The organism is Metabacillus crassostreae (assembly GCF_016908395.1).
Classification (GTDB): domain Bacteria; phylum Bacillota; class Bacilli; order Bacillales; family Bacillaceae; genus Metabacillus; species Metabacillus crassostreae.
On sequence record NZ_JAFBDU010000002.1, the window covers coordinates 628,426 to 643,388 of the forward strand.

Annotated in this window: 15 protein-coding genes; 2 read left to right on the top strand and 13 right to left on the bottom strand. The window is 32.8% G+C overall.

Annotation, left to right across the window (positions count from 1 at the left end):
* Positions 1 to 17: 17 nt before the first annotated feature.
* The 4 genes from JOC75_RS10595 to JOC75_RS10610 form a co-directional block, all read right to left on the bottom strand.
* Positions 18 to 1,679, bottom strand: a complete 1,662-nt coding sequence (locus JOC75_RS10595; RefSeq protein ID WP_204954015.1) for a type 2 periplasmic-binding domain-containing protein — start codon at positions 1,677 to 1,679, stop codon at positions 18 to 20.
* A gap of 208 nt (positions 1,680 to 1,887) precedes the next feature.
* Positions 1,888 to 2,787 carry a carbohydrate ABC transporter permease gene (locus JOC75_RS10600; protein ID WP_204954016.1) on the bottom strand — a complete coding sequence of 300 codons (900 nt, stop codon included), beginning with the start codon at positions 2,785 to 2,787 and terminating at the stop codon, positions 1,888 to 1,890.
* A 14-nt stretch (positions 2,788 to 2,801) separates the two neighbouring features.
* Entirely contained in the window at positions 2,802 to 3,773 is a 972-nt protein-coding gene (locus JOC75_RS10605; protein WP_204954017.1) for an ABC transporter permease, read from the bottom strand.
* 173 nt (positions 3,774 to 3,946) lie between these two features.
* Entirely contained in the window at positions 3,947 to 4,930 is a 984-nt protein-coding gene (locus tag JOC75_RS10610) for an aldo/keto reductase (protein WP_204954018.1), read from the bottom strand.
* 168 nt (positions 4,931 to 5,098) lie between these two features.
* On the opposite strand from JOC75_RS10610, the gene JOC75_RS10615 reads away from it, so the two are divergent.
* Positions 5,099 to 5,662, top strand: a complete 564-nt coding sequence (locus tag JOC75_RS10615; protein WP_204954019.1) for a DUF3231 family protein — start codon at positions 5,099 to 5,101, stop codon at positions 5,660 to 5,662.
* Positions 5,663 to 5,991: 329 nt separating this feature from the next.
* Here the strand turns inward: JOC75_RS10615 and JOC75_RS10620 are convergent, their stop codons facing one another.
* The 6 genes from JOC75_RS10620 to JOC75_RS10645 all read right to left on the bottom strand — a co-directional run bounded on the left by JOC75_RS10620 (position 5,992) and on the right by JOC75_RS10645 (position 10,437).
* Positions 5,992 to 6,717 carry a hypothetical protein gene (locus JOC75_RS10620; RefSeq protein WP_204954020.1) on the bottom strand — a complete coding sequence of 242 codons (726 nt, stop codon included), beginning with the start codon at positions 6,715 to 6,717 and terminating at the stop codon, positions 5,992 to 5,994.
* A complete protein-coding gene (locus tag JOC75_RS10625) occupies positions 6,714 to 7,460 on the bottom strand; it encodes a hypothetical protein (RefSeq protein ID WP_204954021.1) in 747 nt (248 codons plus the stop codon). The genes JOC75_RS10620 and JOC75_RS10625 overlap by 4 nt, the downstream gene beginning before the upstream one ends.
* Positions 7,441 to 8,343, bottom strand: coding sequence for an ABC transporter ATP-binding protein (locus JOC75_RS10630; protein ID WP_204954022.1), 903 nt, complete (start codon positions 8,341 to 8,343; stop codon positions 7,441 to 7,443). Before JOC75_RS10630 ends, JOC75_RS10625 begins: the two co-directional genes overlap by 20 nt.
* Positions 8,340 to 8,726: a GntR family transcriptional regulator gene (locus JOC75_RS10635; RefSeq protein WP_204954023.1), complete on the bottom strand. Its 387-nt coding sequence runs from the start codon at positions 8,724 to 8,726 to the stop codon at positions 8,340 to 8,342. The genes JOC75_RS10630 and JOC75_RS10635 overlap by 4 nt, the downstream gene beginning before the upstream one ends.
* Positions 8,727 to 8,860: 134 nt before the next feature.
* On the bottom strand, positions 8,861 to 9,721 hold the full coding sequence (locus tag JOC75_RS10640) for a hypothetical protein (RefSeq protein ID WP_204954024.1): 861 nt from the start codon (positions 9,719 to 9,721) through the stop codon (positions 8,861 to 8,863).
* Between the two features lie 68 nt (positions 9,722 to 9,789).
* On the bottom strand, positions 9,790 to 10,437 hold the full coding sequence (locus tag JOC75_RS10645; protein ID WP_239589431.1) for a phosphatase PAP2 family protein: 648 nt from the start codon (positions 10,435 to 10,437) through the stop codon (positions 9,790 to 9,792).
* A 207-nt stretch (positions 10,438 to 10,644) separates the two neighbouring features.
* Between JOC75_RS10645 and JOC75_RS10650 the strand changes: the two genes are divergently transcribed.
* Entirely contained in the window at positions 10,645 to 11,853 is a 1,209-nt protein-coding gene (locus tag JOC75_RS10650; RefSeq protein WP_204954026.1) for an amidohydrolase, read from the top strand.
* A 44-nt stretch (positions 11,854 to 11,897) separates the two neighbouring features.
* On the opposite strand, the gene JOC75_RS10655 is transcribed toward JOC75_RS10650, so the two are convergent.
* From JOC75_RS10655 to JOC75_RS10665, 3 genes are read right to left on the bottom strand one after another with little or no spacing between them, the layout of a single operon-like run.
* Positions 11,898 to 12,611, bottom strand: a complete 714-nt coding sequence (locus JOC75_RS10655; protein WP_204954027.1) for an EcsC family protein — start codon at positions 12,609 to 12,611, stop codon at positions 11,898 to 11,900.
* Positions 12,608 to 13,837, bottom strand: coding sequence for an ABC transporter permease (locus tag JOC75_RS10660; protein WP_204954028.1), 1,230 nt, complete (start codon positions 13,835 to 13,837; stop codon positions 12,608 to 12,610). The genes JOC75_RS10655 and JOC75_RS10660 overlap by 4 nt, the downstream gene beginning before the upstream one ends.
* Positions 13,824 to 14,570 (bottom strand): ABC transporter ATP-binding protein, encoded by a 747-nt coding sequence (locus JOC75_RS10665; RefSeq protein ID WP_204954029.1) that lies wholly within the window; start codon positions 14,568 to 14,570, stop codon positions 13,824 to 13,826. The genes JOC75_RS10660 and JOC75_RS10665 overlap by 14 nt, the downstream gene beginning before the upstream one ends.
* Positions 14,571 to 14,963 lie beyond the last annotated feature (393 nt).

A 14,963-nucleotide genomic window follows, 5' to 3' on the forward strand; every position in this document is an offset into this window, starting at 1 on the left:
TTTTTCTGTGACTTTATTTAATTTGAGGCTGCCTCAAGTTTAGCTTTGTTCGTCTCATAAACATTTTGCTGGTGTTCTTCAACTTTTTCAAATCCTAACTTATCACGCTTTTCTATGAAGTCTTTAAATGCTTTATCAAATTCTTTCTCAGATTTAGCTAACAAGAGTTGAGGTAAAGTTTTCCCCCATTCTTGAGCAATTTTACTTGCTGCAACACCTTCTTCTGATGTACCTGTTGGATTAATACCATCAAATTCTGCAAAACTCTTTGTTTTACCTTTTGTCCAATCTTCCATTTGTTTAAATGCATCTGCTGTTGGTGGTACCCATTCTAGATTCATATTTGTATCCATTAACATCCAATATTTATAAGAAGCACCGTATTTTTGATCAAATGCTGCACGGTCTTCATTTAACAAATCTAATACTTCTGGCTTAAATGTAGGTTTTCCATCAACAATATCATATGTTAAACCTTCTTTACCTAGGTATAAATCCTTTTGTCCTTCCTCACTAATTAAGTAGCTTAGGAATCTGATCGCTCTTTCTTTATCTTTTACATCTTTTGATATTAACGTAACTGTCCAACCTGAAATACTATCCCCAGCAAGTGTCGGTTCATCTTGATTTGAATTTGCTGGACCATCTACAGCAATATACACTTTATTAGGGTCTTTAGCATATAAAGCTTGTTGTTGAGCTGCAAAATCACTTCGTTGATATAGCATTGCAAAATAACGACCTTGTGCTATTTTTTCCTCCATCTGTGGACGTTTATCAATAAAGATATCTTTTGCTAACAAGCCTTTTTCGTTTGCATCTCTAAAAGTTTTTAACCATGTTAAATACTCTGGATCTGTTGTTCTATCATATACCTTACCTTCCTTCTCCATTGGAAGTGCTAAGAAATTTTGTAGATAACCTTCTAACGAAGCATTACCAACATCAGTGAATTCATTTAACCCAAAAGGAATTAGTGGTGCACCATTTACTTCCGGAAACTTTTCTTTTGCAGCCTCTAATGCATTTAAGAATCCTTCTGGTGTAGACATATCAGGGCTACCGATAGCTTCATATATATCTTTTCTTACTAAAAACGTTTGGTTAGAGGGCTTTAAATCTTTGTATTTATCAAAATCTTTTGGTGACGATGATGCGTTTGGATAGCCATAAACATTACCATTTTCCTGCTTATACCATTCTAATTTAACAGGGTCAGTCACCTTAAAAAAGTATGGATCATAATTTTCAGCAAGCTCATTCAAAGGTAATACTAATTCTCCTTCAACCATTTTCTTTACTGCGTCTTCCCACCAACCTATTGTAATAAAATCAGGTAGTTTACCTGATGCAATCATTGTGTTCATTTTTTCAGCTTCATTTCCAGCAGGAGATATAAAGTTAATTGAAACACCTGTTTTATCAGTAACATATTTTGAAACCTCATCTTCTCCCCACTTACTAGCAAACCATGAGAAGTTTACATACCAATCAAATGTAATTGGAGAAGTATCTACCTTCCATCCTGGTTCATCAGCAGATAGCTTAGTTTTCGGTTTTTCCTCCTCCGAGGAAGCGGTTTCATTTTTTGCCGTATTTGTACATCCTGCAAATATCACTAAAAACATTGAAGCAATTAAAACTAAAGCAAAGCTTTTTGTAACTAATTTCTTACCCATAAATTTTACCCCTTTCTTTTCCCCTAGTAACTCTGTTAAATTTTAGGATAAAATTTTTCTCATGTAGTTTATCATTCATTTAAGAAGATTAAAAGACAAAGTCCAATAAAATTCACTATCTAGTAAACCTACAATCGTCCCTTTGTATTTAACAGAGTTTTTATTTGAAAATTCCTCTAAGAAGAATTTTTCAATAAATTGATTTTTATTATCCTTTTACAGATCCAATGAGCATTCCTTTAACAAAATACTTTTGCAGGAATGGATATACAAGCACAATTGGTAATGTTGTAACAACCATTGTAGCTAGTTTAATAGATTGAGAAGTTACTGTTTTTGTTGTAATACCACCTGGTGCATTTAACATCATTTGATTAGAACTTGATTCAGCCACAACTTTATAGAGATAAGTTTGGATTGGTTGTAACTCAGGGTTATTGATAAAAATCACTCCAGCGAAATAATCATTCCATTGATAAACCCCTTGAAATAGAGCAATCGTTGCAATCACTGGCATTGACAAAGGAATAATAACTTTCACAAAAATCATCAGATCATTTGCTCCATCCATCTTCGCAGCTTCTTCAAGTGATTTAGGTAATTCTCTAAAGAAAGAAACAAAGATGATCAAATGGAAGAAGTTAAATAATGTCGGAATAACATAAACTAGAAAGTTATCAAAAAGCCCAAGATCTCGTATTAGAAGAAAATATGGAATAAGTCCCCCACTGAAAAACATTGTAATAATCCCAAAGACCATATAGATATTTCTTCCATATAGCTCTTTCCTAGATAAGGCATAAGCCACCATCGCTGTAAAGAAAACATGAGTTAACGTACCTATTATCGTCTTTGCTATGGTGACTCCAAATGAGGTAACAATCCCTGGATTGGCAAATACTGCTTTGTAGTTCTCCAAAGTAAACTCCCTTGGCCACCAATATATTCCACCCTTCATTGCATCAATTCCGTCATTTAGTGAATTCACCAACACATACCAAATTGGGTAAAGAGTAATAAAACAAATAATTAACATAAATAACATATTGAGATTATCAAATATATACTCGCCTTTTGTCCTTCTATTTAATTTGAAAAGCTTGAACATTAATTCTCCACCTCCTAGAACAATGAGTTTCCATTTAATTTTTTTACGATTTTGTTTGCAGAAAGTAATAATATGAATGCAATCACTGCTTTTAGTAAGCCGACAGCTGTTGCATACGAGTATCTAGCATTTTGAATTCCAACTTGATAAACATAGATATCAATTACATTGCTAGCGCTTTCATTTAATGCATTTCGAAGGATTAATATTTGATCAAAGTTTGAATTTAACACACCACTTACTGCTAATATAAAAAGAATTGCAATGGTTGGACGAATGGAAGGAAGTGTTACATTCCACATTTTTTGGAATCGGTTTGCTCCATCAATGGTCGCTGCTTCGTACAACTCAGTTGATACCCCTGCTATAGCAGCTAAGTAAATAATTGCTGACCACCCTAGCTCCTTCCAAATATCAGAGAGAATAACAATCCCCCAGAAGTATTGTGGATCTGCTAAGAAATTTGTTTTCTCACTAATAACACCAAGTCCTAATAAAATTTCATTAATAATTCCAATGTCAGCAAGCCAAGTTGTTAATATTCCTCCCAAAACTACCCAGGATAAAAAGTGAGGTAAATAAGAGATTGTTTGTACCATTTTTTTGAACTTTAAAGAAGTAAGCTCGTTAAGTAATAAAGCAAAAATAATTGGTAACGGAAATCCAATAAATAATTTAATTAATGAAATACCTAACGTATTCTTTAAAACTAGCCAGAAGTTTTCATCTTCAAAAAATTCTCTAAACTGCATGAATCCAACCCATGGTGCTTCAGCAATAGTTTTAATAATGCTGTATTCTTTAAATGCTATGATCAACCCATACATAGGGATGTAATTAAAAATAAACATCCATATAACACCAAGTAAAGCCATGACCTGTAAGTATTTCTGCTGAGATAGCTTTCTTAAATTACGTTTGAACTTCTCCTTTTTACTAACGTTAACTATCTGTAATTCTTTGTCTGTTGATACCTTTGTGTCCATGCTTTACCACCTCCACAATGTGTATTTCGTTAACTTAATAGTAAAAAAATAGCAGCAAAAATGTAAGGGCTTTAATTTCACATTTGGTAGCAATTTTTTAGGTTTAAGGTGAATTAAATTAAAAAAATCCAACATGTCTGTTGGATTTCACTAAACTAATATAGTTAACACTTTTACCGACTAAACTTCTCCAAAAATCGAGTTGGATACTCACTAGGTAGCTGACTGATTTCATCTAGCTTATTCCAGTGATCCTCACTTAACTTCCAACCTACACTTCCCATATTTTCTTCGAATTGTTGCATATTGCTTGCACCAAAAATTGGTGACGTAATTTCTTCTTTATTATGTAACCAATTTAAAGCAACTTGTGCAGGAGTTTTATCAATAGCATGAGCAATCTCTTGGACTGTATGTAGGATTTCAAAGTTCTTAGCATTTGCTCTATTTTCCCAGCTAGATTCCCCAATACCTTTGGATAGTCTACCACTTGAAGGTGTCTCACTTTGCTTGTACTTTCCAGTTAAGAATCCCCCACCTATTGGTGCCCATGGTATAACACCGACATTTTCCGCTTTACACAATGGTAGAATTTCTCGATCCATTTCACGATTTATTAAGCTATATTGTGGTTGAATAGATATGAAACGAGCCATATTATTGAAATCACTGTAAGATAGTGCCTTCATCATTTGCCATGCTAAAAAGTTTGAGCATCCTATATATCTTACTTTACCTGAACTTATCAAATCATCTAAAGTCCTAATTGTTTCTTCTATTGGTGTGATATTATCCCACACATGAAGCTGATATAGATCTATATAATCTGTATTTAACCGTTTTAAGCTTTGATCTACTCCTTCTAAAATTCTTCTTCTAGAGTAACCAAAATCATTTGGATGTGGACCTACTCGCATTCTAACCTTTGTTGCTAACACAACCTCAGATCTGCGTTCTTTAATTGCTTTCCCAACAATTTTTTCTGATTCTCCACCAACATACACATCAGCTGTATCTATGAAATTTCCACCTTGATCAAGAAATCTGTGAATCATATCTATTGATTGAGCTTCATTAACTTCATTACCGAACGTCATCGCCCCTAAACAAACCTCTGAAACTAATAAACCACTTCTACCTAATGTTTTATATTCCATATTCTCTCTCCCATCGTTCATCTTAAAATTTACATCTAATTAAGCTATTCGTTAATAATTTATTTATTCCTTTAAATAAAGGTAATCATTACATAGAATCCTAGTAATTAGAAATATTTTACATCTGTTAGCTCAAATAGGAAATAGTATAAAGAAGGAGGTGAAAAAATGCCAAATCCTTTTGAGGCTGTATGGAATACATTAAAAATTGCGTTAGATAATGGTGATGAACCTAAATCTCCAATCCATGTTATTGAAGTAGGTGATTTGTGGAAATATCTCACAATGATTGAGGAATTTACTCGATATGATGAAATAGCTTTAAACACTTCCTCAGATGATGAAGTGTTAGAAATGCTAAATGATGCTATAAAACTATGTGAAGCACAGGTGAAAAAACTGAGTCAATTTATGAAGAAGGAAGGAATTCCCTTGCCGGATGTAACTTCTTCCAAACCAAATTCAGATTCAAAAGAAATCCCACTAGGTGTAAAGCTAACAGATGATGAAATTACCAATGGAATAGCATTCAAGTTAGTTGTTTGTATGCAAGCATGTGTCAAAGGACAAGCTGATGCAATCCGAAATGATGTAGGCTTAATCTGGCTTCAATTTTACACAGATTGGGTTGTTTTTGGAACTACTTTAAAAACATTAATGAGAAAACGTGGATGGATTAAAGTTCCACCATATTATTACCCACCTGGCTTTCCAAACCAAAAATTAAAATAGTCTTTTTTAAGGTTCTTTTCTGAAAGATTGTTGCTTTTAGACATCTTTATCTGTTGCAACCAGTGTGTTATCGAATAATTGGTGCAATTTGTAGAAGAAAAGATGCCACTAGACAGAGTTGTTTTCATCATGATTTTAAAAACAACAATGTTTACGAAAACAGCCTTTTTAAAAAAATACTGTTTTAAACGTAACAATTATAGTCAAGTTTTGAACTGATATCAGAGATTAACGCTTTGGAAGTAAAAAAAGCTGGTTCAAAAAACCAACTCTTAGCGCTGGAGTTGGTTTTTCCTATTACTTTTATGAATTAGTCGTTTTCCATTTCTCTAATTAACATAAATTAAAGATTCACTCGGATCGTGAATTTTAACGTTTTTAGGTACCTTCACATAGATAACACTTTCTCCTCTTGCATCAAAATCATCGTTCATAGTATCAAATAGGCCACCTTCACCTGTAAACTGCGTTATCGTAAATTCTTTGGCAAACTTTCCGACTTGAATATCTAATGGTTCAGGATACATAATCGATAATGTATTTTCATTAAGTTCAATTATATATGGTTTTATTACTTCTGTTACTTCAATATTACCTAAAATTGCTCTTGTATAATATTGAGTAACATTTATTTTCTGATCATTCGTAGATTTCCTTTCAACTAAAACAATATTACTACCATGTTGCTCTTCAGCATATATTTCAAGCTCATTTTGTTCAAAGGGGATATTCAGTTCTTCTCTCGTTAAAACTCCCTTTAGATTTTCTTCCCTTATTTTCTTTCCTTCAAGAGCAGCAGTCAATAATGCATCACTCTCGTTTTGCGCATTAAGAATTTCTTGTTTATTATCCACAACATTTTTTGAACCTATATCAAAAGGAAATAGGTAAAATAGACAAACTGATAAAATCAAAACGACAGCATATAAACCCAGCAACCATTTCAGGTTCAACTTTTCATAAATACCTGTGTTACTTATTACTTTATTTAATTGGAACGCTACAAATATAAAGAATAAGATGATAACGATCGGTAGAAATGATATAAACATCATTTTCTCACCTCCATTTTATTCGAAAGAATGACTGAAAAGAAAAACAAAATACTTGATGTAAAAATAACTTTTGCAAAAAATAAGAGTAAAGATGATTCTTGGGCAAAAAATCTAAACACTTCCGCAACTAAAAACTCTTCTTTACCTTGATTGGCACTTACAATGGAATTACCAATGAGTAGTGTGGGAATTAAAATGCTGAACCACTTACTTATTTGAATAACCATTCCGACAAAATAACCAATTGCAGCAAATAGAATAATATATAAAAAACTAACAAACATACCTAAAAGCAATTCTTGAAAACTAATTAATGTACCTAACGTGTAATCATTCTTTAAAACAAATAACAAAATCACCTTTAGTAATATTCCAGATAATATAGAGGTAACACCCCCAACAATGCTTGCTAAAATAAGAAAAAGTATATTAGAGAGATTGCTACTTAAACGATTTGATATAAAGATAAAATCATCATTTCTATAGGCTTTTGTTGTTATAATAATCGCGCTTATAAAAGCCCATATGATCGTAAATATGATAATAAGATCACCTGTTAGAAAACTGATATTTATTGAATCGCCATTAAAGCCCATACTAGTATTTCCACTTCCATTTGTTGAAAGCAGGATTCCTACAACTTGAATGAGTAATAGTGAGCTAAAAACACTTAAATTGGCATTTAACTTATAATGTGTTTGCTTTTTTACAATATCCCACAGCTTAACCTCTGTTAAAAACATCATCAATCCCTCCGATCGATTTATTTGTTAAGTAAGAACAAACATCATCAGAAGGCACAGCACTTAATTCGATATTGCTTAAAACAGTCTGTTCTTTTTCTCTTAGCGACAAATCATTTTTCACTACAACGTAAAGTTGATTTATTCCGATCTTTTTTTCATAAAGAATCTCTCTATTTGATGTGATTTCTCTTACTTTCTCTTCATCACCATTAAGAGCAATAGCATATTCCTTCAATTCCTCAAGAGATACATGAAGGCATTTTTCTCCGTTTTTAATAAGTAGAATATCTTCTAGCAGGTCTTCAATTTCATTTAATAAATGACTAGATAAAATGATTGTTCTAGGAAAATTTAGATACTCTTTTAATAATGATCGATAAAAATCCTTTCTAACAGATGAATCCATCCCTGTTGTTGGTTCATCAAATATCGTTAAGGGGCATCTTGCAGCCAAGCCAATTATGCTGTTAAATGTACTTTTCATTCCTTTTGATAAATGATGATGTCTCTGCTTTAGGTTGAAAGAATAATAGGAAACAAGACGCTCTGCTAAGTCATTATCCCAATTGTGATAAAAGCTAGCCGCCGTTCTAAGAATATCCTTTAATGTTAATGAATGAGGAAAAATCATTTGATCATCTATAAATATTCTGTTAGCTGATACGTTTAAATTATTAAATGGTCTTTCACCAAAAACAAAAGTCTCGCCCTCTGTTTCATGAATAAAACCAGCAATTATTTTTAAAAGGGTTGTTTTTCCAGCTCCGTTTCTACCAATTAAACCTGTAATCTTATTTTCTTCAATTGAAAATGATAGGTTACTAAGTGCCTGTTTCTGTTGATAAATCTTTGAAACATCTCTACATTCAATTACTTTCATTCAACATCCCCCTCATCATTTTTTATTGCGAGTTTAATCATTTTTAGTAGCTCTGCCTCACTAACATGTAAACGCTCTGCTTCAATTACAAGATCATTGACTAGTTTCTTTAATATTTGGTTTTTTCTTTTCGTCAAAATAATTTGTTCAGCTTCTTTAGCTACAAACATCCCTAGCCCTCGTTTTTTATATAAAATTTCCTCATCAGCAAGAATATTTAGTCCCTTAGCAGCCGTAGCGGGATTAATATTAAACATATCTGCCAGCTGATATTGAGAATAAATCTTTTCATCCTGCTTATGATTTCCTCTTAAAATTTCAGTTTCTAACCATTCGGCTATTTGAATGTATATTGGTATTGATTGATTTCCATCAAATTTCAAGCACAGACCTCCTTACACACTAAAAACATAGTGCATTACTGTTGTAATGTACTATATATTATTTTCCATAATTTATCAAGTCAGAAATATTTAAAAAGGGTCAGTCTCCTCATCGGAAACTGACCCTAAAACTGTTATTGCATCATATTTTCAATTTGTCCATCTGATTTATATACATAGTACCATCCTAATGTTGCTGTATGAGAATGATTGTCTTGTTTGACAACTTCGTAAACATGTACAACATATTTATCCTGATCCTGATGATCTACTTTCACGTTCATTGTATTATTTCCATTTAGATTAAGATGATCACGAACTAGTGCTATTGCATCTTTTTTACTGATAGATTCTAGATTGTTTTTACTATCAATTTGGGGCTTCGTATTGCTTTCCACTTTTTTTGTTTGAATATCATCGACTATCCATCTAGTATTACTGAATATTATTTTATATGTTACATTCACATGTCCTAATAATTCATTATTTCGTTCTTGAATCACTTTATATTCTTTTTCATTTAATTTCTCGACTTCGAAGGTTTGACTTGGATCTAACCAAGTTGGGGAATCCATCGCTTTCATATAAACTCCATCACTTTCTACGCGAAAATACGTGTTAGCATATGATGAAGCAAGGTCTTTTGACATGTTTTGTTGTAGATAAGACATTAACTGCTCTTGTGTTTGAATAGATGTTAGCTTACCATCATTCTCAGTTTCTTGTACTAAGCTCAAGAAGGCTGTTTTATACTCGTTCATGATTTCTTCTGCATTAAATTCCGACTTTTCACTATTTTCATTATCATCTTGTAGTTGTTCATCATCAGGTTCTACTGTTTGGTTTGGGTTTTCTTCTTTCAAAGGTTCATCATTTTCTTGTTGTGCTTCAGATTGTTCACTTTCTTGTCTATTATCATCACTAGCAGTATTTGAACAAGCAACAACTAAGAAGCTAAGAAAAAGTATTAGCATGATTCCATGAAGGTTTTTCAATTTTTCATTCACTCCTTTCTTATTGTTTTCACTACTAATGACTTTACTAAACATAAGTATCGGATTGTTTAAGCTTTATATTGAATGGTTTTCTCTTTTCCAATTATAAACCTACTATGGATAAAATGATCGATTGAAATCAACACTACTAATAGTGTTCCACCTGCTAAATAGCCTCCAATCACATCTGTGAAATAATGCTCACCTTCTAATAATCGACTAAATCCAATTAAGAAAAGCAAGATACAAGTAAATAGTATTGTCCATTTCTTCTTTAAGACTGTTATATTACTTTGAATTAGATAGTAGGCTATCAAGCCATATAAGATTACCCCAACCATTACGTGACCACTTGGAAAGCTATAACCTTCCTCCAAATGACCAGTGAAGCTAGGACGATCTCTTGCAATAATTGCTTTTACAAGTTTATTTAGGATGTTCCCTACTAAAACTGAAGTAAATAGCATAACAGCCGCAATAAACTTTTTTCCTCTAATAATAAAAAAGATCATACTTATAAACAAGATTGCCACAATTCCACCTGTAGAAGCTAACATACCAACCCAGTGAATAACGTTAAACAATGTCATCTCAGAGAAAGCGTAAATGCTCTCACCTATTTTTCTCTCCAAGCGAATCATTGACTCCAGTTTCGTTAGGATCACTAATGTAGAAAATAAAATCACTAATATCAAGACTACAGCTATTCTTTTCATCAAACTCTTTCCTCCAAAAATAATTCTTGTAATTTTCAAAATTTTTAACTACAATCGATCTAACCTACTAGGTTCTTACGGACAACTACTTAGATTAAACTTCTATCTATTTTAATACATTTGATATATCAAACATATGCTTTTACACAGACTTTCTTGAAAGTAGCTTTTTAAAATAATTTATAACTAATCTTAAGGAGGAAAAATATGCTTGATCAGCTATGGTCAAATTTAGACCAATATTTTAACGAAATGATCGATATTCGTCGATATCTACATATGCATCCAGAGATATCCTTTCAAGAAGTGAAAACAGCAGCTTTTATAAAAAAATATTATCAAGATCTTGGAATTGAAATTCGAGAGAATGTTGGTGGAAATGGGCTTGTAGCAAAAATCATAGGTGAACTTCCTGGTCCTACCGTTGCGTTACGTGCTGATTTTGATGCTCTACCTATTCAAGATGAAAAAGATGTAGCGTATAAATCAACTGTACCTGGGGTTATGCATGCTTGTGGCCATGACGGTCATACAGCAACATTACTAGTTTTAGCAAAGGTTCTTAATCAACACAGGCACTTATTAAATGGAAATGTTGTGCTTATTCATCAGCATGCAGAAGAGTATGCTCCAGGTGGTGCTTTGTCTATGATTAATGACGGCTGCCTAGAAGGTGTTGATGTGATATTTGGAACTCATCTTTGGGCAAGTGAGCCAGTTGGCAAAATTCAATATCGTTCAGGTCCAATCATGGCTGCTGCAGATCGATTTGAAATTAGAGTCCATGGTGAAGGTGGACATGGGGCACAGCCACATAAAACAAAAGATGCTATATTAATTGGTTCGCAAATTGTCACAAATCTACAGCAAATTATTAGCCGTAAAGTAGATCCTGTTTCTTCTGCAGTTGTATCCGTAGGTTCGTTTGTTGCCGAAAATGCTTTTAATATTATCGCTAATTCAGCAAAACTAATTGGCACTGTTCGCACCTTTGATGAAGACATTCGGACTCAAATAGAAAAAGAAATTGACAATGTTATTAAAGGGACTTGTTTAATGAACAATGCTGAATACGAATATGATTTCTTTAGAGGCTATCCAGCAGTTGTAAATCATCATGATGAAACAGAATTTCTTAGAGAAAATGCATCACAGGTACCTGGTGTGTACGAAGTAGAAGAAACTCCACTTCAAATGGGTGGTGAGGATTTTGCTTATTATTTGCAGCATGTAAAAGGTACCTTCTTTTTTACAGGAGCTAAACCAGCTCATTCAGAAGATGTTTACCCTCATCATCATCCTAAATTTGATATTGATGAAAAAGGAATGTTAATAGCTGCAAAAACATTATGCAAAGCAACAATTCAGTATCAGCTTGATTATCGTGAATCACATGAACTTAATCTAAATAAATAAAAGCAGGTGCTCCTTATATATAGGAGCACCCGTTTTTTTCACTATTACTGTTTAGAAAATAACCTTAAACGATAACAATTCATTGCACATTCCCCTAATTGGTTTAACAGCTGGTAGTTAGCCACCCCACCAACAACTGCTCCAATACCAGGTAGTACCTGCATTAGCTTAACTAAATCAATATAGTCTCGATACTCTTGTTGAAATACACGCCAATCTAAATCCTTTATTTCATGTTTTTTCATTTCCCAGTTTTCTATTATTTCTAGTACATTTTCTTTATGTGTATCACTAGAGAAGGCTAGTTGAAAAACATATAAAAGAAATAACCGTTCTTCATATTCCTTTGTACTGTAGCCATAAATACTTGCTACTTCAAATAAAAATTTCATTTTGATTCCGAGCAATAACGGAAAATCTGCAAGCCCTAGAAAGATCCCTCCAGCACCTGTAGAAGCACCTTCTATTGCAGCTGTTTTCTTGAAAGTCCCAATAGATTTTTCAACTAATTTTTCTCGCTCTTCAAAGGTTAAATTTTCAATCTTTTTCGGAAAAGTAGTCATATTTGATCCAACAAGAGTTGCTTCTACCATTTTTTTAATACTTTCTGTTATCGTCAGATGAACTTTTTCAGGAATAAATGTATTCATCTTACTTTGTGCTTTTTTTGAAGTTCGTTCAAAAAGTGAAGGTCTTTTTAAAAGCTTATGTTTCCATAGTCTAGCTTCTTCAGCCATTTGAGTTTCATATCCCATCATAATCCAACCTTTTCTTTCTGTTTTATACGGTTACTCATATAAACAAAAACAAAAATTGCCACAAATGCTAAACCAAACAGAAGTGTTATAGCAAATGTCACTAAGTTCGCAGTGAATAATGTTACTAGTGAATACACACATATTTGAATAAGTAACATTCTAAACATTATTTTTAAAAAGCTCGCAAGTTTCCGCTTTTCTGCTTTAGGATATAGATTAGGTAGCTCTAGAAGCTCATAATGCTTGTAAAGACTCATAATTTGAATACCTGTTAAAAAGATAAAGAAAATCGCTATCATCGCAATTCCATATAGCTGATTCTCTATAAACGTTATAATGATACTCCCGATTAACGTTAACCTTACAAAGATTCCTAAATAATCTCCAGATCGCAAAAATGCTCGAAGAAATAAATATTCATAAACATTTTCCTGACGATATGCTATCTGCTTAACAAACCAATCTAAATACTTCCTTCTTTTTGCCTGTTTTTTGAGCTTTGGTACATCAGTAAACAAGTTTGCTATCTTATAAAAGGATTGCTTTTTGCTATCTTCTTTTTGGATTAACTGCTCCCACTTTATTGCTTTCTTAGAAATAATTTTAGAAAAGTAAAAATCGTATGCAAACATTATAATAAGAACAATGCCTACAAAAATATACTGCTGCGAAATTAGGAAAAAGATTGCAAGTACATTAATGGCAAACCTTACAATAAGATCATTCCATTTGGCTGAAGACTCGGTAAAGTACCCCATTTTCCAGCTTATTCGCAAATTCCAAAACTTTATAACTAAAAGAAGCACAATGCTAAGCAAGAGTACTCTTCCATTAGCGTTTGTTGCTTTTAAATATAATGGCGCAAATAAAATCATAGATACAATCACTATAAAAGATTGCGATATCATACTATAAGAAAATGCCTTTTTAAAATAGGAGTCAAGCTTATGCTCCATCGGCAGTAAAAAGACAATATCTGCTTCTTTTAACAATGTTCGAACACTTGATGTTAATAGAATAAACGCAAACGTTAGCGTCATAATTAATACAGCTGGAAAATCAGGTGGTAATACTTCAAGCCACTTAGAATACGTTAAAGCGCCACCTGCTCCTAAAAAGATAAATACAAATAACAGATGATCATTTAACATGTATTTCAAATAAGCTCTCGTCTCATTTATATGATGATTTATTCTTGTACTCCAAATTTCCTCAATGCTCTTCATCTTGATCTTCCTTTGTTAACTGAATATAAAGATCATCTAAAGTAGCATCATTCATACCAAACTGTTTTCTTAATTGAAGTAGCGTTCCTTTTGCGCGAATTTCTCCATTATGTAAAATAACAAATGAATCACAATATCGTTCAGCAGTTGCTAATATATGTGTAGACATCAATATTCCTGATCCTTGATTTTTTGCTTTCTCCATCATTTCTAGCAATGAGTTTATCGCAAGTGGATCTAACCCAACGAATGGTTCATCTATAATATAGAGCGATGGTTCAATTAAAAAGGCACACATAATCATGACCTTTTGCTTCATACCTTTAGAAAAATGTGCTGGGAACCATTTTAAGCGTTTTTCCATGCGAAATTCTTTTAATAATGGCCCAAGTCGCTTATTAAAGGTGTCTTTATCAAGTCCATATGCCATTGCTGTTAATTCAAGGTGTTCATGTAAAGTAAGTTCTTCATATAAAATAGGTGTTTCAGGTATAAAACTAAATTGCGAACGATAGCTTGCTGCATCTTCGGCAAAGGAATTTCCATTGATCAAGATTTCCCCTTTATGTGCCTCCATTATTCCGATAATATGTTTAATCGTAGTACTTTTACCCGCCCCGTTTAAACCAATTAACCCAACAATTTGTCCTTTGTTCACTTCAAAGGATATTTCTTTTAAAACGGGATTACGTGTATAGCCACCCGTTAATTTTTCTACTTTAAGCAATGTCATTTAGCGGATCTCCTTTTTCTTTAGAATTCATGTATTTTATCAATTAACTTAGAAGATATAATATTTATTTAATCCAGATGATCTCCTAGCCTTTTCCCTGAAAAAATCACTTCTTATTTTATTTGAGATCATGTATTAAAAGTCCTTCTTTCATAGTATCAAAATCCCGATAACATGTCCTAATTAAGAAATAGATTTTCTCGTATAATCTTTTGATCTTCGGACATCATAATTAGTGAGGAAGGGTTACTTGTCAAAACGAAAACTTCTAAATGAGGTGTTTGTTCCAGACATTCTTTTTTAACTCAAGGGATTTAGTTCTTTTCCATTGAATTAACACTTTTCGAAATGAGGTGTCTACGGGCCGTAATTCTGCTGAATTAGAAGCTCGCA

Bases quoted from the DNA above. Each gene is read 5' to 3' on its own strand.
- JOC75_RS10595 (WP_204954015.1), bottom strand. From the start codon at position 1,679: ATGGGTAAGAAATTAGTTACAAAAAGCTTTGCTTTAGTTTTAATTGCT.
- JOC75_RS10600 (WP_204954016.1), bottom strand. From the start codon at position 2,787: ATGTTCAAGCTTTTCAAATTAAATAGAAGGACAAAAGGCGAGTATATA.
- JOC75_RS10605 (WP_204954017.1), bottom strand. From the start codon at position 3,773: ATGGACACAAAGGTATCAACAGACAAAGAATTACAGATAGTTAACGTT.
- JOC75_RS10610 (WP_204954018.1), bottom strand. From the start codon at position 4,930: ATGGAATATAAAACATTAGGTAGAAGTGGTTTATTAGTTTCAGAGGTT.
- JOC75_RS10615 (WP_204954019.1), top strand. From the start codon at position 5,099: ATGCCAAATCCTTTTGAGGCTGTATGGAATACATTAAAAATTGCGTTA.
- JOC75_RS10620 (WP_204954020.1), bottom strand. From the start codon at position 6,717: ATGATGTTTATATCATTTCTACCGATCGTTATCATCTTATTCTTTATA.
- JOC75_RS10625 (WP_204954021.1), bottom strand. From the start codon at position 7,460: ATGTTTTTAACAGAGGTTAAGCTGTGGGATATTGTAAAAAAGCAAACA.
- JOC75_RS10630 (WP_204954022.1), bottom strand. From the start codon at position 8,343: ATGAAAGTAATTGAATGTAGAGATGTTTCAAAGATTTATCAACAGAAA.
- JOC75_RS10645 (WP_239589431.1), bottom strand. From the start codon at position 10,437: ATGAAAAGAATAGCTGTAGTCTTGATATTAGTGATTTTATTTTCTACA.
- JOC75_RS10650 (WP_204954026.1), top strand. From the start codon at position 10,645: ATGCTTGATCAGCTATGGTCAAATTTAGACCAATATTTTAACGAAATG.
- JOC75_RS10655 (WP_204954027.1), bottom strand. From the start codon at position 12,611: ATGATGGGATATGAAACTCAAATGGCTGAAGAAGCTAGACTATGGAAA.
- JOC75_RS10660 (WP_204954028.1), bottom strand. From the start codon at position 13,837: ATGAAGAGCATTGAGGAAATTTGGAGTACAAGAATAAATCATCATATA.
- JOC75_RS10665 (WP_204954029.1), bottom strand. From the start codon at position 14,570: ATGACATTGCTTAAAGTAGAAAAATTAACGGGTGGCTATACACGTAAT.